At 34.3% G+C, this 19,158-nt stretch carries 14 protein-coding genes; 13 read left to right on the top strand and 1 reads right to left on the bottom strand.

Annotation, left to right across the window (positions count from 1 at the left end; all coding sequences use genetic code 11):
* Positions 1 to 32: 32 nt before the first annotated feature.
* From ABZP37_RS02970 to ABZP37_RS02945, 6 genes are all read left to right on the top strand, one after another.
* Positions 33 to 2,627 (top strand): TonB-dependent receptor, encoded by a 2,595-nt coding sequence (locus ABZP37_RS02970; RefSeq protein WP_366185499.1) that lies wholly within the window; start codon positions 33 to 35, stop codon positions 2,625 to 2,627.
* A 71-nt stretch (positions 2,628 to 2,698) separates the two neighbouring features.
* Positions 2,699 to 4,009: a trehalase family glycosidase gene (locus tag ABZP37_RS02965; protein WP_366185497.1), complete on the top strand. Its 1,311-nt coding sequence runs from the start codon at positions 2,699 to 2,701 to the stop codon at positions 4,007 to 4,009.
* Between the two features lie 20 nt (positions 4,010 to 4,029).
* A complete protein-coding gene (locus tag ABZP37_RS02960; protein WP_366185495.1) occupies positions 4,030 to 5,652 on the top strand; it encodes a sodium/solute symporter in 1,623 nt (540 codons plus the stop codon).
* Positions 5,653 to 5,954: 302 nt separating this feature from the next.
* A complete protein-coding gene (locus ABZP37_RS02955) occupies positions 5,955 to 7,079 on the top strand; it encodes a glycerate kinase (protein WP_366185493.1) in 1,125 nt (374 codons plus the stop codon).
* Between the two features lie 52 nt (positions 7,080 to 7,131).
* Positions 7,132 to 7,647 (top strand): phosphoheptose isomerase, encoded by a 516-nt coding sequence (locus ABZP37_RS02950; protein ID WP_366185491.1) that lies wholly within the window; start codon positions 7,132 to 7,134, stop codon positions 7,645 to 7,647.
* A 193-nt stretch (positions 7,648 to 7,840) separates the two neighbouring features.
* Complete coding sequence (locus tag ABZP37_RS02945) at positions 7,841 to 8,830, top strand: Gfo/Idh/MocA family oxidoreductase (RefSeq protein ID WP_366185489.1); 990 nt, start codon at positions 7,841 to 7,843, stop codon at positions 8,828 to 8,830.
* A 191-nt stretch (positions 8,831 to 9,021) separates the two neighbouring features.
* On the opposite strand, the gene ABZP37_RS02940 is transcribed toward ABZP37_RS02945, so the two are convergent.
* Positions 9,022 to 9,825: a glutamate dehydrogenase gene (locus ABZP37_RS02940; protein ID WP_366185487.1), complete on the bottom strand. Its 804-nt coding sequence runs from the start codon at positions 9,823 to 9,825 to the stop codon at positions 9,022 to 9,024.
* Between the two features lie 245 nt (positions 9,826 to 10,070).
* On the opposite strand from ABZP37_RS02940, the gene gdhA reads away from it, so the two are divergent.
* The 7 genes from gdhA to ABZP37_RS02905 all read left to right on the top strand — a co-directional run bounded on the left by gdhA (position 10,071) and on the right by ABZP37_RS02905 (position 19,158).
* Positions 10,071 to 11,414: an NADP-specific glutamate dehydrogenase gene (gene gdhA, locus ABZP37_RS02935; protein ID WP_366185485.1), complete on the top strand. Its 1,344-nt coding sequence runs from the start codon at positions 10,071 to 10,073 to the stop codon at positions 11,412 to 11,414.
* 135 nt (positions 11,415 to 11,549) lie between these two features.
* Positions 11,550 to 13,832, top strand: coding sequence for a T9SS type A sorting domain-containing protein (locus ABZP37_RS02930; RefSeq protein ID WP_366185483.1), 2,283 nt, complete (start codon positions 11,550 to 11,552; stop codon positions 13,830 to 13,832).
* Between the two features lie 45 nt (positions 13,833 to 13,877).
* Positions 13,878 to 14,951, top strand: a complete 1,074-nt coding sequence (locus ABZP37_RS02925; RefSeq protein ID WP_366185481.1) for an acyltransferase — start codon at positions 13,878 to 13,880, stop codon at positions 14,949 to 14,951.
* A 44-nt stretch (positions 14,952 to 14,995) separates the two neighbouring features.
* Entirely contained in the window at positions 14,996 to 15,709 is a 714-nt protein-coding gene (recO, locus tag ABZP37_RS02920) for a DNA repair protein RecO (RefSeq protein WP_366185479.1), read from the top strand.
* A 158-nt stretch (positions 15,710 to 15,867) separates the two neighbouring features.
* Complete coding sequence (locus ABZP37_RS02915) at positions 15,868 to 17,190, top strand: TolC family protein (RefSeq protein WP_366185478.1); 1,323 nt, start codon at positions 15,868 to 15,870, stop codon at positions 17,188 to 17,190.
* Between the two features lie 4 nt (positions 17,191 to 17,194).
* Positions 17,195 to 18,406, top strand: a complete 1,212-nt coding sequence (locus tag ABZP37_RS02910; protein ID WP_366185476.1) for an efflux RND transporter periplasmic adaptor subunit — start codon at positions 17,195 to 17,197, stop codon at positions 18,404 to 18,406.
* Positions 18,407 to 18,411: 5 nt separating this feature from the next.
* Positions 18,412 to 19,158, top strand: coding sequence for an ABC transporter ATP-binding protein (locus tag ABZP37_RS02905; protein WP_366185474.1), 747 nt, complete (start codon positions 18,412 to 18,414; stop codon positions 19,156 to 19,158).

The raw sequence follows: 19,158 nt of genomic DNA, 5'->3' as shown, positions 1-19,158 counted from the left end.
AACCAAATAAATTAATTTAATCAACCTAAGTTATGAAAAACTATATCAAAGTATTTTTGTTGTTAATAGGAACTGTTTCCTATTCGCAAACCACTGTAAAAGGAACGGTATTGGATGAAAAGAACAATCCAATCCCACAAGTGAATGTTGTTATTGTTGGTACCAATGTTGGAGTAACAACAGATTTCGACGGGAAATATGTATTAATCACTAAATTAAGTGGTGATAAAAAAATCAAAGTCGCTACTATTGGTTTTAAAGAACAAACTAAAAGTGTAAAATTAGCAGGGAATGAAGTAACCTTAGATTTTACATTAATAGAGAGTATGGAAATGCTTGACGAAGTAGTATTAACGGGTACATCGGTAAAACGTTCTCAAAAAGAAACACCAGTTTCAGTAACTTCTTTTAGTGCTAAGGATTTGACCAAGCTTAATACAAGTAGTCAAGCCAATATTTTGAGAAGTGTTCCTGGGATTACCACAGAAAATGGTGGTGGTGAGGTAGGATCCAATGTATTTGTGAGAGGTTTACCTTCTGGAGGACAATTTCAGTTTAATCCTATTCAAATTGATGGAATGCCAGTATTATCAACTTTTGGATTGAACTCATCTGCGCATGATGTTTATTTCAGAACAGATATTGGAATGAAAAGTTTAGAGTTTATTCGTGGTGGTTCATCAGTATTATATGGTGCAGGTTCTGTAGCAGGTATTATTAACTATACAAGTGTAACAGGATCAACTACTCCAAAAAATATTTTCAAAACAGAAGTAGGAACTAATTCAAGATACAAAGCAGATTTCTTATCTAGCGGTCAATTAGGAGGAAAAGATTCTAATATGTTCTATGCTGTTACAGGTTTTTATCGTTACGATGAAGGACCAATCAAAACTGGATTGCCAACTGAAGGGTACCAAATTCGTGGAAATGTGAAAAAAGTAACGGAGAAAAGTACCATTACTTTCTCAGGACAGGTGATTGATGACAAAGTACAATTCTTTTTGCCTTACCCATTACAAGGTGGAAGCAGAGAAAGACCAATTGGTAATGATGGTAATGAAATCGTGACTTTGCAAACTGCTGCAGCTGCAAATATCTCTTATGCTACGCCTGATGGAATTTTCAAAACGAATATCAGAGATGGGGTTGCTACAAAAGGGGGTTATTTTATGACGAATTTTGTTCACGATTTTTCAGATAATTTCTCTATTGATGCTAAAATTAGAAAATCGAGTTACAAACACCAGTTTAATTTATTCTTAGACGGAAGTGGATTAACGGGGCCTAAAGTTGTTGAAACTCAAGATCAATATAAAGCAGCAAGAAGTATAGCAGCAGGTAATTTTACAACTCTAAACGGTGCAGCTTTACCAGCAAATGCACTTTTATTCGAAAACAGAATATTAGATAGAGTTCGTCCAATAGATGAATTAGTTTCCGAGATTAAATTGATTAATAAAATGGGAGTTCATACTGTAACAGCGGGGACATTTATGTCTAGAGCTTCTGCGGGAGATATGAATGTTACCACTAGTTATTTAAGCGAATATAGCAATAGTCCAGGATTAGTCAACCTTTCTGGTTATACTGTAGATGGTGTAACGAATAGAGGAGCTGGATATTCAAACAAAAATGTTACGAGTAATAAATTGGCTTTTTTCTTAACAGATCAAATTAAATTAGACAAATGGAATTTTGATATTGGTATCCGACATGAAACAGCTTCTGGAACTATTCAAAACGAAAAGACAGCAGCTTTTAAAATGAGCACTTTTGCAGGAAACGCTAAGATTGAAAATGTAACTTGGGGAACTGGAGCATATGAAACTGCAAAAGTTTCTACAGATGATTATGCAATTTCATTGGCAGCATTGTACAAAATAAGCCAAAGCACTAGTGTTTATGGTAACTTTTCTAAAGGGTATTTCTTTCCTGAATTGCGTTCTGTAAAAATTAATGCTAATGGAGGTCATTCTACTTATTCTCCTGAAAAAATTATTCAATCTGAGGTAGGTATTAAATATGGTCAAGGAAATTTTTCTGGAACGGCAGCGCTTTTCTCTCTTAACTTATCTGATAGAAGAAACATTGCATTTTTAAATGACGGTCTAGGTGGATTTACTGAAAAAGTAGATTTACAAGATACTAAATCAGCAGGTATTGAAACTACTTGGAACTGGAGATTTGTAGATGGATTTGCTTTCAACGGAACTTTTACTTACCAAAAACATGAATTGACTAAGTCAGAGAATAGCCCAACTTTCGTTGGAAACAAATTGGCAAGACAACCGAATGTAATGACAAAACTGGGATTGTCTTATGACAAATCAAACTTCGATGCAAATTTTGATTATAACTACGCAGGTGACAAATACACTAATGATGCTAATACGGTTTTATTAAAAGGTTTTGGAATTGTGGATTTAAGTTTAGGGTACACATTCAATGTGGGTAAAGACAACGAAACACTTCGTATTGGAGCACAATCTTTCAACTTGTTTAACTCTGCTGGAATCACAGAAGGTTCTCCAAGATTAGGTGATAATCAAACAGATGAGCAATTCTTTGTAGGAAGACCTATTATTCCTAGAACTGCTTTGATGAACTTGACTTTCAATTTCTAATAAATTAATTACAATAAAAGGATGCTTTTGCAAACTGTACTAGCATTCTTTTTATTAAAAAATATCTGATTATGGCTACTGATTTAACTAAAGAAGCACAACAAATATTGAATGAAAATTTCCAAGCAGGAGGATATACAATTCCATGTAAAGGTTTATACCCTTTTCAATGGAAATGGGATTCCGGATTTATTGCCCTTGGATTTGCGCATTATGATATGGAAAAAGCGAAGGCTGAGATGAAAACACTTCTTGATGCACAATGGGAGAATGGTTTTATACCGCACATTGTTTTTCATCAAAAGTCAGATTCTTATTTTCCTGGACCAGATTTTCACCAAGCCGAGTTGCATCCTTTGTCTAACAAAGAGTATCCTTCAACAGGAATGACGCAACCACCTGTTTTGGGCTTTACATTAGAAAAAATGTATCAAATAGCACAAAACAAAGAGGATGTACTCCAATTTATTATAGAAAATATTGGAAAAGTATACGACAATCACAACTATTTCTATAGTAAGAGAGATCCTCAAAATGAAGGCTTGGTGTACATCTACCACAATTGGGAATCGGGAACAGATAATTCGCCTCTATGGGATGATATTTGGGAAACAATGGATCCGCCAACTTATACTTTTGAACGAAAAGACACAAAGCTTATTGATCCTTCGGAGCGTCCTTCTAATAGAGAATACGACCATTATTTGTACATTATAGATATTGCCAAAGAGCACAATTATGATGACCAAAAAATTGCCGAACTTTCTCCGTTCTTAGTACAAGATCCGCTTTTCAATGCTATGTTGATTAAGTCAAATGAAGCATTGATTGATTTGTACAAAATCATTGGAGGAAACGAAGACAAAATTGCACAACTAGAAAAATGGCAAACAAAAAGTAAAGCCTCTTTTAATTCGAAATTGTACGATGCAGAATTAGGCGCTTATGTTCATTATGATTTAAGGAATGAAAAACCAATTCGTTTTGTGAGTTCATCATCCTTTTCTCCTTTGTTTGCAGGAATTCCAAGCAAGGAACAAGCAGCAACAATCATTAATACTATGATGACTAAGTTTGGTGGTGACGATATGTATTTATGTGCGTCTTTTGATCCTACGAATGAACGTTTCAATCCAAAAAAATATTGGAGAGGACCGGTTTGGATCAACCTTAACTGGATGTTGTATTACGGATTGAAAGATTACGGCTACACTGAAATTGCCGACAGAGTAAAATCGGATAGTTTTGAATTATTATCAAAAGTGGGTTTTTATGAGTATTTTAATCCCATAAAAGCAGCTTATGAGACAGAGAACAAAGGGTATGGAGGAGGGAATTTCTCTTGGAGTGCGGCTTTGTATTTGGACATGAAAAATCAATAATAGTTTTAAAATAATTAATTATGAACTGGATAGACTATATAGTGGTTATCGTTTACCTAATTGCCTTTTTAGGATTAGGATTTGTTTTCAAAGAAAACAAAGATGCAAAGGATTATTTTCTAGGAGGTAAGGAAATGGGATGGTTTCCATTAAGTTTATCTGCCATGGCGACCCAACTCTCTGCCATCAGTTTTATTTCGGCGCCTGCGTTTGTTGGTTTAGCGCAAGGAGGAGGAATGAAGTGGTTGACCTTTGAGTTGGCAGTGCCATTGGCCATGATTGGAATTATTTTAATTATTGTTCCGCCTCTTTATCGAGCGAATATTGTGAGTATTTATGAGTTTGTCGAAAGACGTTTTTCGACTTCTACTCGAATTGTTTTGAGTTTTGTTTTTCAAATTAGCCGTTCCTTATCAACAGGAGTTGCGGTCTATACCATTGCTATTATTTTGCAATCAGTTTTGAATATTAGTTTTCATTATACTATCCTTTTGATTTCCGTTATCACTATTGTTTATTCGTTAATGGGTGGGATGAAAGCTGTAGTTTGGGGTGATGCCATCCAGATGATTATCCTTTTTGGTGGATTGCTAATTTGTATTTATTACGGATGGGATTTATTGAAAGCGAATCCTAATTTCAACGGTTTTGAAACAGAGCGTTTGCAAGTGGTAGACATGAATAATTTAGGATTTGATGGTGGTACCTTTGGGTTTTTACCTATGATTTTAGGGGGATTATTTTTGTACTTATCTTATTATGGAACCGATCAAACACAAGCGCAACGATTGTTGTCTGCGAAGGATGAAAAGGCTGCTAAAAATATATTGTTAGCGAATGGATTGTTGCGTTTTCCAGTAGTATTGACCTATTGTATTATGGGTTTAATCATTGGAGCTTTGGTGCATTTAACACCTGATTTTATGAGTGAAATTGCAGCGGTTACACAAAAACATTATCCAAAAGAGTTTGCAACTAGCGGTATTAAACCTGATTTGATGTTGCCTGTTTTCATCATGAAATATTTACCTCATGGTATGATTGGAATTTTGATCGTTGGGATTTTGTCTGCGGCAATGTCTTCTGTGAGTTCTACAATCAACTCTTTGGGAGCGGTGACTGTAGAAGATCTTTTTAATAGAGGTAAAGTCAAATTGAGCCAGGCAAAATATATGGAATTGTCTAAGATTTCGATCGTGTTCTGGGGCTTTGTGTGTATTGCATCAGCCTATCTTTTTGGGAATACTGGTGGAACGGTGATTGAGTTGATTAATATGATTTCGTCACAATTTTACGGACCTATATTAGCTACTTTTATTATTGCTATATTGGTCAAAAGAGTCAATTATATTGGTATGAATGTTGGGATTATAGGGGGGGTTTTGATTAATATTAGCATCAAATATTTCTTTGAGGATATTTTCTGGATTTGGTTTAACCTTACCGGTTTTGTAATCACTTTTGTACTGGCTTTAGTATTTAGTGCTTTGTTTAAAACAGAGAAAAACAAAGATTTCAATATTGATTTTAAACTAAAGAGAGAAGATGTTTTGTCAAAAGATGTTATCATCTTGGTTGTATTCTTTATAATCATTCTTGGAGTTAGTTTTAGTTTGCCATCGATTTTGGCTGGGATACGCTAATAATTATAGAATAATATATGTTTTAACGGGTTTGCGTGAGGGATAGAAGCAAACCGCCATAGCGGTGCGGATAGCCCGACAGCATCCTGAAAAAAGGGCTTATAAGCGTATAGATTATTGGCCCTTTTTTTGAGGATGGTGGCGCGCCCAAATAATTATTTTGAAAAGGAAATAGATTTAAACGAACACTCTTGAGAATGCTTACTAGTTCAAAAGCCTAAATTAGTTCTGCTAATTTGGGTTTTGGATAAAAGCAAAATACCACCGAGAGTGTTCTTTTTTAATTTTAAAAAGTAAATGTGATGAAAGTTTTAATAGCACCAGATAAATTTAAAGGTTCGCTGTCTGCGATGGAGGTTTGCAATGCAATTGAAAGCGGAATTAATAAATTTGACGCTACTATTGAAACCATTAAGCATCCGCTAGCCGATGGAGGTGAAGGAACTTTGACAATTTTACAAAATTATTTTGAGCTAAAAACAGTTTTGGTGGTGGTAAAAGACCCTTTGTTTAATAGCACCATTGCACCTTATCGCCATAATGAAGATACGGCTTTTATAGAAATGGCAAATGCTTCGGGTTTATTGATGGTACAGGAGAGTAAACGAGATTGCAGTAATTCGACTTCGTTTGGAACGGGACAATTGATAAAAGATGCACTGAAAAGAGGTTTTCGAAAAATAATTTTATTTATTGGCGGAAGTGCAACCAATGATGCTGGAATTGGAATGGCGGCTGCGCTCGGATATAAATTTTATTCGCAAGAAGGAGAAGAAATTGATCCTATTGGAAAAGAATTGATTCGCATTGACAGGATTGAAAATGATGAAGTGCATTTTGATTTGAATAATGTTGAATTTACGGTGGTTTGTGATGTGAAGAATCCGTTGTATGGCAGTAATGGAGCGGCATATGTTTATGCGTCTCAAAAAGGAGCTTCGGCAGATGAAATTGAACAATTGGATTTGGGCTTAAGAAATTTTAGCAAGCAAGTAGAGAAATATTTGGGTCAAGATGTAGCCAATTTACCAGGTGCGGGGGCAGCTGGTGGAATGGGAGCTGGAGCCGTTTGTTTTTTGAATGCTAAAATTCAGTCTGGAATTGATTTTGTTATGGAACAAACAGGATTTCATGCCTTGGTAAAAAATAAAATTGATTTGATTATTACTGGTGAAGGTAGTGTTGATAAACAAACGATTGAAGGAAAAGTGATTAAAGGAATTAGCGAAAGAGCTCGTGAACATCAAATTCCGTTTTCAATTTTGGCGGGAGTTGTTAAAGATGCAGCCTTGATTGAAGAGAACTTGAAACCTTATAGTGTGCAATCTATAATGGAATTAGGTGTAACTGTTAATGATGCTATCGAAAATGCTTCGGCTCACCTTACTGAGATGAGTTATCAATTGATTAAAAATTATAGTAAATAAAGGTTTTGGTTTATGAATCAGATCTAGATTATTAATAAATAATTAGAATAAAATGAATTTTGATATAAAATCTACAATGGATAAAAAGGCAGTTTTTGAAACTATAGCTGCCGTTTTAAAAGAGCATAATTTTAATGTAGTAAAGCAAGATGAAACCCGTCCTTGGGGAGGTTTTTTTGTGATTGATGAAAGTCAAGCCGCTGCTTTTGCAAAACTATTTTTTCCTAATCTTGAAATGGATGAAATTCAGATTACTAAAAAGTTAAGCCCAAAAATACTTATTGTAGAGCCAAATAAGAGATTGTCTTGGCAATACCATTTTAGAAGGTCTGAGATTTGGAAGGTTATAGGTGGAGAAGTGGGCGTGAAAACCAGTTTGACAGATGTAGAAGGAGCCATTCAAGAATTAGCGTCTGGCGCTTTTATTCAAATGGATAAAGGCGAAAGACATCGTTTGATAGGACTGGAGACATGGGGAGTTGTGGCCGAAATTTGGCAACATACCGATGTGGAAAACCCGTCTGATGAAGAGGATATAGTACGATTACAAGACGATTTTGGAAGATGATTTTTTTTTTTTTTGGTTAATAGAATGCATTTGGATCTACCCGTTATGTTGTCTGCATAACGGGTTTTTTTTAATAATTTGTATGTTAATAATTTTACAATCCCGTGTAAAATGTGGTTAGATATATAATTTTAAATTAAATTTGATATTCATAAATTCAAACCTCATTAGAAAGGTTTCTAAATAAAAGGATATGGATGCGACTTTAGTAACTTCAAATAATATACGTTGGGGAATCATAGGCTGTGGTAACGTAACTGAGGTAAAAAGTGGCCCTGCTTACCAAAAAGTAGTAGGCTTTGAACTAATAGCAGTGATGCGTAGAGATGCAGAAAAATGTGCAGATTACGCAAAAAGACATGATATTCAGAAACAGTATAGTAACGCAGATGATTTAATCAATGATCCTGATATCGATGCAGTCTACATCGCAACACCACCAGACTCTCATGCCTATTATGGTTTAAAGGTAGCAGCTGCAGGAAAACCTTGTTGTATTGAAAAACCAATGGCTCCTACTTATGAAGAAAGTTTGGTGCTATACAATGCGTTTGAAGCGAAAAATATTCCATTATTTGTTGCTTATTATCGTCGGTCTTTACCTAGATTCACCCAGGTAAAAAGATGGATTGATGAAAATGAAATAGGAACTGTTAGGCATATAAGTTGGCATTTGAGTAAATCTACTTCGCCTGTAGATTTGTCTGGAGAGTACAATTGGAGGACAGATGCTAAGGTTGCTAAAGGTGGATATTTTGATGATTTAGCTAGTCATGGTATAGATTTGTTCGAATATATCTTAGGAGATATAGTGAAGGTTTCAGGCTTTAATACAAACCAACAAGGGCTGTATTCTGCCAAAGATGCAATTGTAGCTTCATGGATTCATGAATCTGGAATTACAGGTACTGGGAGTTGGAATTTTGGTTGTGCTGCCCGTGAAGATATTGTTCATATTGTGGGAAGTAAAGGGAAGATTGAATTTGCAATATTTGAGGAACACCCAATTCTGCTCACAAATGAAAAAGGAACAACAGAGCACTTTATTAACCATCCAGAAAATGTACAGTTTTATCATGTACAAAACATGAGAGAACATTTATTAGGGAATGCAATTCATCCTTCAACTGGGAAATCGGCTTTGCATACCAGTTGGGTTTTGGAAAAAATTCTGGGTTTATGATATTTTGTAAAATTAAATTTGATAAAAAAATAAAAATACAATTACTTGTTTTACAGTGTGTTAATAGTTAACTTTGTTAAGTAATAACAATATGCTAAGTTAATTTTAATAAATTATACTTTCTCTTTTTTTAAGATGTTTGAGAAAGTGAAAAATCCCAATTCTATACTTTTAGAATTGGGATTTTGGTTTTATTGCAAGTAGTAAATGTAGCCTACATTGAGCCAGACTAACCAGTCATTAGCTTTGTTTTCTTTATAAATATCTGGATTAGGATTCAGGCCATCTACCCAATTGGAGAAAAAATACTGAAAGCGTAAATCAATCATTAAATCTCGTAATGGAGTTAGTTTGTATCTTGTACCTAGGCTGGTGACTATTGACCAAACTGAATTACTTTCAGTTGAGAATCCATAAGGACGATTATCAGATGGAGTTAAATATTTCGGAAAAGTACTTAGAGGTGTCCCCAATGTCCCAAGTGTTGAGTGTGCTTCGGCGTTATAATAGCTGAATTGCGCGCCGAGACTTACAAAGGGTCCTAGACTCCCATTTCGTGCAGTGAAATCTCGAATACTATAAGGGAAATATTCTAATTGCATTCCAATGTTAGTGAGTTGTGTGCTTCCTTTCATAGCTCTTAATTGGTCTGCACCAAGAGAGGTTCTTTCCGGTTTCACCCATTCTCCTAAATGTTCTAATTCGGTTTTGTTGTATGATAATTCAGAACGGAGTTTGAAATGGTCATTAAAATAGGTTTCTGGAGTGTAACAATTACATTCTGCGGCATAAGAGAAATTGATGTAATGAATAATTCCAATGCCTATTCCAGTATTCCCAAGATTTGTTTTGTAATCATATCGTTGTCCGTAGTCAGATTGAAAAGCAACCGGACCAGCTATAATTCCCACTTCATGCGAAAAACCTAATTGTGCATATGTCGTATTTGAAAATCCAAATAGAATAAGCAATATAATAGGGAAGGATTTGTGCATTTTGTTGATATTTCAAGTCAAGACAAAGATATAAAATACTAAGTACCAATTGGGTTTTAAATTAAAAATATACTAAAATTGTATGAATATTTGAAATAAATACTTTCACAATTTGATGATTAATTTGTTTTTTTGGACAAGATTTTTGTCAAACTTAACAGCCTATTAGATGTAATAGTTTTTTTTATAAATGTATATTTGTAAAACAACGAAAACGTTTACTTAATGTTCTTAATTTAGTAATTATGTCAAAAAATATCACCAATTTTATAGAAGAGGTTGCTAAAAAAAATCCTAATGAGCCTGAGTTTTTGCAGGCAGTTCAGGAAATAGCAGAAACAGTAATACCATTTATTGAAGAAAATGAGAAGTATCAAAATAAGATGCTTCTTGAAAGGATGGTCGAATCAGATAGAATCGTGATTTTTAGAGTAACTTGGATTGATGATAGTGGGAACACTCAGGTCAATAGAGGGTTTCGTGTTCAGATGAATTCAGCTATTGGCCCATATAAAGGAGGGCTTCGATTTCATCCATCAGTGAATTTAAGTATATTGAAATTTTTAGCATTTGAACAAACCTTTAAAAATAGCTTAACAACCTTGCCAATGGGAGGTGGAAAAGGTGGTTCAGACTTTGACCCTAAAAGGAAGTCAGATAATGAGGTAATGCGTTTTTGTCAAAGCTTCATGATTGAATTATCTAGACACATTGGGGCTGATACAGATGTCCCCGCAGGTGATATTGGTGTAGGAGGAAGAGAAATCGGGTATTTGTTTGGACAGTATAAAAGGCTTCGTAATGAATTTACAGGAGTCCTTACGGGTAAAGGGATTTCATACGGAGGGTCATTAGTAAGGCCTGAAGCAACGGGGTATGGTGCCGTTTATTTTACCCAAAATATGTTAGCGACAAAAGGAGATGGTATTCAAGGAAAAACAATTGTGTGTTCAGGCTCAGGTAATGTAGCGCAATATGCAGTGGAAAAAGCGACTCAGCTTGGAGCTAAAGTAGTTACGATGTCTGACTCAGGAGGCTATATTTATGATGAGGAAGGGATAAATGCGGATAAGTTAGCGCATATTATGTATATTAAAAACCAGTTAAGAGGAAGGATTAGCGAGTATGTTTCTAAGTATCCAAAAGCAAAATATGTAGCAGATATGAAGCCTTGGAAGGTGAAGTGTAATATTGCAATGCCTTGTGCGACTCAAAACGAAATTAACGATGCAGATGCAAAGACATTAGTTGCTAATGGCTGTATTTGTGTAACAGAGGGAGCGAATATGCCGACTACATTAGAGGCTTTGATGGTTTTTCAAAAAGCAAAAATATTGTTTTCCCCAGGTAAAGCTTCAAATGCGGGAGGGGTTGCAACATCGGGACTAGAAATGTCCCAAAATTCATTGCGATTAAATTGGACTGCCGAAGAGGTAGATGAGAAGTTGAAAGGGATTATGATCTCAATTCACGCTTCTTGTGTTAAGTATGGTTCTGACTCAACAGGTTATGTAGATTATGTAAGAGGTGCTAATATAGCAGGTTTTGTAAAAGTGGCCGATGCGATGTTAGCTCAGGGAATAGTTTAATATTGGAGGTTAAATAATTGGTCTTCTGTATCGTTCTGTTTTTGTATAGAAAGATATAGAAGACTTTTTTGTGATGTTAAAAACTCGAATTCTTATCTTTATGCTATATTTGTGGACTTAAATAAAAAGAAGATAATGAAAAAAACAATCTTAAGCTTTCTGTTGTTATTCACTATGCAAATGTGTTTTTCGCAAAGCAATTTGTCTTGGCAAGGTTATTTTTCATATAATGAAATTAAGGATTTGTCGACTAACGCAACTTCTATTTTTGCAGCTTCGGAAAACGCATTATTTTCTAAAAACACATTAACCAATGAAATTAAAACGACCACTACTATTGATGGCTTGTCAGGTGAGACTATAAGTGCATTGTATTATAGTGTGGCATTAAATAAAACTTTAATTGGGTATCAAAATGGATTGCTAACAGTGATCAATGAAACAGACGGGAAGTTATTAAGGGTGGTTGATATTTTAAACAAACAGTTGCCTTCGGGTGTGAAAAAAGTCAATCATTTTATGGAATACCAGGGAATCATTTATATCTCTTGTGATTTCGGTATTGTACAGTTTAATTTAAAAACTATGCTTTTTGGAGATACTTATTTTATAGGTGATAATGGATCGGAGTTGAGTATCATTCAAACAGCGGTATTTGACGGGTATATATATGCTGCAACAACTAGTGGAATCCGAAGAGCAAATGTTTTGAATAAAAACTTAATTGACTTCAATCAATGGACGATTGTCTCTACAGGAAATTGGTCTGGAATCGAGGCTTTTGGCACGGAATTAATTGCGGTTAATAGTTCAGGAAGTGTTTATAAATACAGTAATAATGCTTTTATAAACAATAACGATCTTAACCAGTCAATAAGTGACATAAGAGCAATTGGAGATTATTTATTAATTACAACACCAACGATTGTTTACTTGTATAATAAGCAATTAGTTTTAGTTCGTCAAATAGGGAATAGTCAACTTTCAAGTACAAATCCAGTTCTTAGTTGTGCTTCTATATCAGGAGATAATATTTATATCGGTACAACTGATTTAGGTTTATTTATAACTTCAATTGTGAATAATTCTACTTTTGAAAACTGTACGCCTTCTGGCCCTTTGGAAAATAGTATTTTTGCTATTGATGTTGCTCCCAATTCATTGTGGGCAGTATATGGGGGATATTCAATAGTATATAATCCTTATCCATTGAAATCATTAGGCCTTAATAAATTAAGTAGTAGTGGATGGTTAGATATCCCGTATAGTAAAGTTTTCGGTGCGAAATCTATTTGCAGGGTTCTAATAAATCCATTAAATGAGAAGCAAGTGTATGTTAGTTCTTTTTTTTCAGGCTTGTTGAAAATTGAAGATGATGTGCCGACGATTTTGTATAATGATAAAAACAGTGGGTTGGAGTCTTTGACCGGTGGTGGTCCGACTTATATTGATATAAGGATAAATGGAGCTGCGTTTGATAAGTTAGGTAATTTATGGATTACAAACAGTTTGGTTAAAAATGGTTTAAAAGTTTTGAAATCAAACGGAGAATGGCAAGGTTTCCCTACGAATAATGCTCTTGCTAATGCAGAGAACACGCATTTTGGTAGAATGTCTATCGATAAAAATGATATAAAATGGATTGCTACAAATAGTGGTGGGTTAATAGGTTTTAATGATAAAACAAATACATTTAAAATAATTACTGTTGGAGATTCTTCAGGGAATTTACCTGCGGAAAATGTTATTGTGCCAGCTCTAGATAAAAATAATCAATTATGGATAGGAACTATTAAAGGTCTAAGAGTTTTGTCTAATATAAATGATTTTCAAACGGAGGGTCAGTTGACTACAAAACCTATAATAATTTTAGAGGATGGTTTGGCACAAGAATTAATGTATGAGCAATTTATAACGGATATCGTTGTGGATGGAGCCAATAATAAATGGATTGCGACTGCAGACTCAGGGGTGTTTTTAGTTTCTCCAGATGGACAAAAAACAATTTATCATTTCACAACGAATAATTCGCCATTGCCCAGTAATACTGTAAATGATGTTGGAATAAATGACGCAACTGGAGAAGTGTATATCGCTACAAGTAAAGGGATGGTTTCTTTTAAAGGCATAGCTACTAAGGCCAGTTCAGACTTAAACAATGCTTACGTATTTCCAAATCCAGTTCGTCCAGGATATGAAGGAACAGTCAAGATTTCAGGCTTAATAGATCAAGCAAATGTCAAAATCACAGATATCGAAGGGAATTTGGTATATGAAACCATTTCTGAAGGGGGGACTATTGAGTGGGACACTACCGCTTTTGGAAAACACAAAGTGGCTACGGGAGTATATATGATATTTATCTCGGCGGAAGATGGTATAGAAACAAAGGTGAAAAAAGTAATGATCATACGCTAAAAACTCATTGTTAACAGTTTCCGTTAATTGTTTATAAGATATAAAATGAAACATCTCCCAAATTTAACCTCCATACGTTTTGTTTTAGCAATGTTGGTGGTTATTTTTCATATTCCTCAATTTTTTGAAAATCGAAATTTTCCATTTTATAATGGTTTAGCAATTTTTAATAAAGGGACTGAAGCTGTATATATGTTTTTTTCTTTAAGCGGTTTTTTAATTATTAAGCAACTTTATGAAGAAAAGAAAATAAAAAACACAATCAATATAAGGAGTTTTTTTTTTAGAAGGATGTTGCGAATTTTTCCATTGTATTATTTAGTTTTAATTTTTGGATTTTTATACTATCGTAGTATTTTACCTTTTTTGGGTTATAACTACGAAAACAATTATGATTTACTAACGGGAATTGTGTTGTCGGCAACTTTTTTTCCAAATATTTTTTGCACCTATTCGCCAGGAGGAATCTTAGAAATATTGTGGTCAATAGGAATTGAAGAGCAGTTTTACTTTATAATTGCACCAATATTTTTTATTTTACCATTCAAAAAAATAGTTGCGTTTCTAGCACTTTTTACTTTTGGGTACTTTTTATTGTTTTTTTCGGATAGCTTTGTTTTCTTGAAGCGGTATAATATGTTGTTTTTCTATTTTTCTTTTAGTGGTTTATGCGCTATACTCTTAAATAGAAAAAAAGTGCAAGACTTTGTTATTAGGATAAAGTATCCCGTATTGTTGCTCTTTATTTTATATTATGTGAGCTCTATATTTGAGGATAATCTAAATGAATTTTCATATAACTTACTTAGTATGATTTTATTTGGATTAACAATTTCGGTTTTAGTTCAAAAACCAGTCGAAATTCTGGAAAACAAATTAATGAATTACCTAGGCAAAATATCTTACGGTATCTATATGTTTCATGTGATTGTTATGCAGTTTGTTGGTTTAATGTATTTAAAAGTTATCCAAAAATTTAATCTACCAGCTGTAGCAGACATAATAATGGTTAATTTATTAATCATAAGTATTACCATAATTATAGCACACTTTTCTTTTAAATACTATGAAAGTTATTTTCTAAATTTCAAAAAAAAGTATAGAACTGATTTAAAATAAAATGAAACTATATTTGAAGTAATAAGTTTTAAAATCTAAAAAAATTGCAAGTAAAAACCAAAGCAATCGTAATTTCCTCCATTAAATTTCAAGAGAAAAGCTTGATTGTTAAATGTTTTACGCAATCTAGCGGATTGAAATCTTATTTTGTGCGTTCTGCTTTTTCGGGTCGAAAGTCAAACCAGAAAATTGCTTATTTTCAGCCGCTTTCTATTCTTGAAATTGAGGCCGTTCATAAAAACAAAGGAACGCTAGAGAATTTCAAAGAAATTAAAATTAGCACGCCTTTCCAAACCATACATACCGATATTTACAAAAGTACGATGGTGCTTTTTCTTTCAGAGGTATTGTATCATTCGATTCATGAAGAAGAAAAGAATGAGTTGCTATTTGATTTTCTAGAGACTGCGCTATTATGGCTAGACAATCATGACGAAATCGCCAACTTTCATCTTATTTTATTGCTAGAAGTAACTAAATATTTGGGTTTTTATCCTGATATTTCTGATATTGACCAACCTTTTTTTGAAATGAGAGAAGGTCATTTTACTCCTTTTATAGGTATAGATTCACTCACAGAACATCAAACCAGCTTATTCAAAAAATTAATAAGTCTGAAATTTGATAACAACCAAAAAATCTTTCATGTGCTCGAAAGACAACTCCTTTTAAAAGTCTTAATGGATTATTATCGCTTGCATTTGGATGGTTTTAAAAATCCAAAATCATTAGAAGTTTTGAAGGAGGTTTTTGCTTAAGTCTAGATACTCGCTTTTCTTTTGAGTTGAATACTGTTGCTAATAGTAAAAATTCTCATCTATAAAAAACGGCTTTGTAGCTGTAAAAACAACTCGTTTATCTATTACACTTTAATAGACGACGGATTATAAGGAAGTTTGATAAAAATTAATATCAAATGAAACTATATCAAATCATCGGGATGTTACTTATTTCCATCTTCTCTTTTGCTCAAACAGTAAATGAAGATAAATTATGGACTTTGGAAGATTGTATAATCTACGCTAAGGAAAACAGTATTACCGTAAAATCAGTAGCACTAACACTTCAATCAGCTCAAGTAAATTACGACAAATCGAAGTCAATGCGTTTGCCGAATTTGGTTGGGAATATTTCTCAAAACTTTTCTAGCGGAACTACGATTGATCCTATTACCAGTACTTATGTTTCGCAACAAATAAATTCAACAAGTCCGGTGTTGACATCGTCTGTAACTTTATTTCAAGGAAATCAACTGACCAATAAAATCAAGCAAAATGAATTACTTGTAGAACAAAATTCTCTTTATTTAGAAGAAGCTAAGAATAATGTGGCATTGAGCATAACCGAAGCTTATCTTCAGGCTTTATACAATAAAGAAGCAATTAGTATTGCGCAAAACAATTTAACTTCCTCAGAGAAAGAAGTTGCTAGATCCAAAGCACGATTAGATGCTGGAACAATTGCGATAAAAGATTATACAGACGCGGTTTCGCAGGCGGCTACCAATAAATATACGCTTGTTGCTGTGAAAAATAGTTATGCACAACAGCTTATTATTTTAAAACAATTACTGGAATTAGGTCCTGAAGACAGTTTTGAAATAGCAAACCTAGAAACTCAAAATACCGTTATAGCAGCGATACCAAATAAGGCAACTGTTTACAATCAAGCCTTAAGTAATTTACCAGAAATAAAAGCGGCTGCATTAAGTAAATCTGTTTCAGAGACAGGTTTGGACATTGCCAAAGGAGCTTATTTGCCTACATTATCGCTTTCGGGAAGCTTAGGTTCGGGTTATACAAGTGTTCAAGAAGCCAACTTTACTGATCAGTTGAATTTGAACTTTAATCAAAGAGTAGGGTTGTCATTATCAGTTCCAATTTTTAATAGAAATCAAACCAAAGGACAAGTTCAATTGGCAAAGATTGAAATAGAAAAAGCAGATATCGAAGCACAAGCATCTCAAAAAGAATTGTACAGAAAAATTGAAACGTCTTGGCAAAACGCCACTGCTTCGGTAGAGCAATTAGAAGCTTCAAAAATGGCAACTGATGCGGCGGCCGAATCGTACAAATTGGCTCAGAAAAAATACGAGCTGAACGATTTAAGTACAACGGATTTAGTGGTTAGTCAAAACATTTATACCAATGCGCAACAGAATTACATTCAAGCCAAGTATTTAAACATATTATACTTTCAATTATTACAATTTTATCAAGGAAACGAAATTAAACTTTAAGAACATGAACAAGAATAAAATAATCAAAGCATCTGTTATTATAGCGATTGTAGCCATTGCCTATCTAGGATATAACTTTGTTTCGGGTCCTGAAACGGCTGCTATAAAAGTAGAGACAATTAAAGCCAAGTCTGGCGATGTAGTGACAACAGTTACTGCAACGGGAACGCTACAGCCAATTACTGAGGTTAGTGTGGGAACGCAAGTTTCGGGTGTGGTAGAAAAAATTTATGTTGATTACAATTCGGTTGTAAAGCAAGGACAATTATTGGCAGAATTAGATAAAACGACTCTAAATTCAGCAGTAGTGTTGGCACAAGCATCTTATAACGGTGCGACCAATGAGCAACGTTATTTGCAAACGGTTTTTGATCGCCAAAAAACATTATTCGAAAACAAAGTGATTAGTAAGTCAGATTATGATGAGTCTTTATATAAATTGAATAATGCGAAAAGCGTTGTTTCGCAAAGACAATCAGATTTAGCGAAAGCCAAAACAAATTTGAGTTATGCTAGCATTTATTCGCCTATTGATGGTGTGGTTTTATCGAGAGCAGTAGACGAAGGGCAAACTGTAGCGGCCAGTTTAAGCACTCCAACATTATTTACAATTGCCAAAGATTTGAGCGAAATGCAAGTAGAAGCAAATGTGGATGAAGCAGATATTGGTCAGGTAAAACAAGGACAACGAGTTTCTTTTACAGTAGATGCATATCAAGGAGAAGAGTTTGCTGGGGTGATTACCCAAGTGAGATTAAACCCGACAACAACTTCAAATGTTGTGACTTATACAGTGGTTATAAAGGCAGGAAATCCAGATTTGAAATTAAAACCAGGATTAACGGCAACAATTACAATTTATACGTTAGAATTAAAAAATGTGTTAACGCTTGAAGCAAAAGGAGTGAATTTTGAACCAGACATGGAAGTTTTGAACAACTATCAAAAAACAAATGGATTTTCATCAGTTGCTGAGGTTGCTAAGTCAGGAACTACATCAGAAACAGCTACAATTTGGGTGATGACAAGCAAAGGAATCGCATCCAAAGCTATTAAGACGGGTACTAGTGACGGTGTAAATGTTGAAATCGTTAGCGGATTGTCAGCGGGTGAAGAAGTTGTATATAATCTAAAAGCTTTGACAAAAGCCGAAGTAAAATCGGAAGCAGGGGACAATGAGAGTCCGTTCATGACTAAACCACGTGGAAAAAAATAAGAATTATGTCAAAAACAATCATTAAAATAGAAGATTTGAAACGCTCTTTTACCATGGGTGAAGAGACGGTTCATGCTTTAAAAGGAATTTCGTTCAGTATTCAAGAAGGGGAATTTGTAACCATAATGGGAACGAGTGGGTCTGGAAAAAGTACGCTCCTGAATGTTTTGGGATGTTTAGACCAACCCAATTCTGGTTTGTATCAAATAGATGGTGTTTCGATAAAAGAATTGACTAAAAACGAGTTGGCTCGAATTAGAAACGAGAAAATTGGTTTTATTTTTCAATCTTATAATTTATTAGCTAGAACTACCGCAATAGAAAATGTGGAGTTGCCTTTGCTTTATAGTACTAAAAAACTATCGCCAGAGGAAATTCATGATAAGGCATTCAAAGCTTTGGAACAAGTCAATCTATCAGCAAGACTTGATCATACGCCTTCGCAGCTTTCAGGTGGGCAACAACAAAGAGTGGCGATTGCAAGATCTCTTGTAAATGAGCCGGTAGTGATTCTTGCTGATGAAGCTACAGGAAATCTAGATACGAGAACTTCATACGAAATCATGGCTTTGTTTCAAGAATTGAACAAGCAAGGAAAAACCATTCTGTTTGTAACCCACGAGCCAGATATTGCCACATTTACAGGGAGAACTATCGTGTTGAAAGACGGGCATATCATCCAAGATTACATTAACAACAATGTTCAATCGGCAGCCGAAGCACTTTTAGCTTTGCCAGTAGAAGAAGACTAA

The sequence above is a fragment of the Flavobacterium ovatum genome, from assembly GCF_040703125.1.
GTDB lineage: Bacteria > Bacteroidota > Bacteroidia > Flavobacteriales > Flavobacteriaceae > Flavobacterium > Flavobacterium ovatum.
The sequence above is the reverse complement of the archived record's forward strand: the minus strand, read 5'-3'. Positions and strand labels throughout refer to the sequence as shown.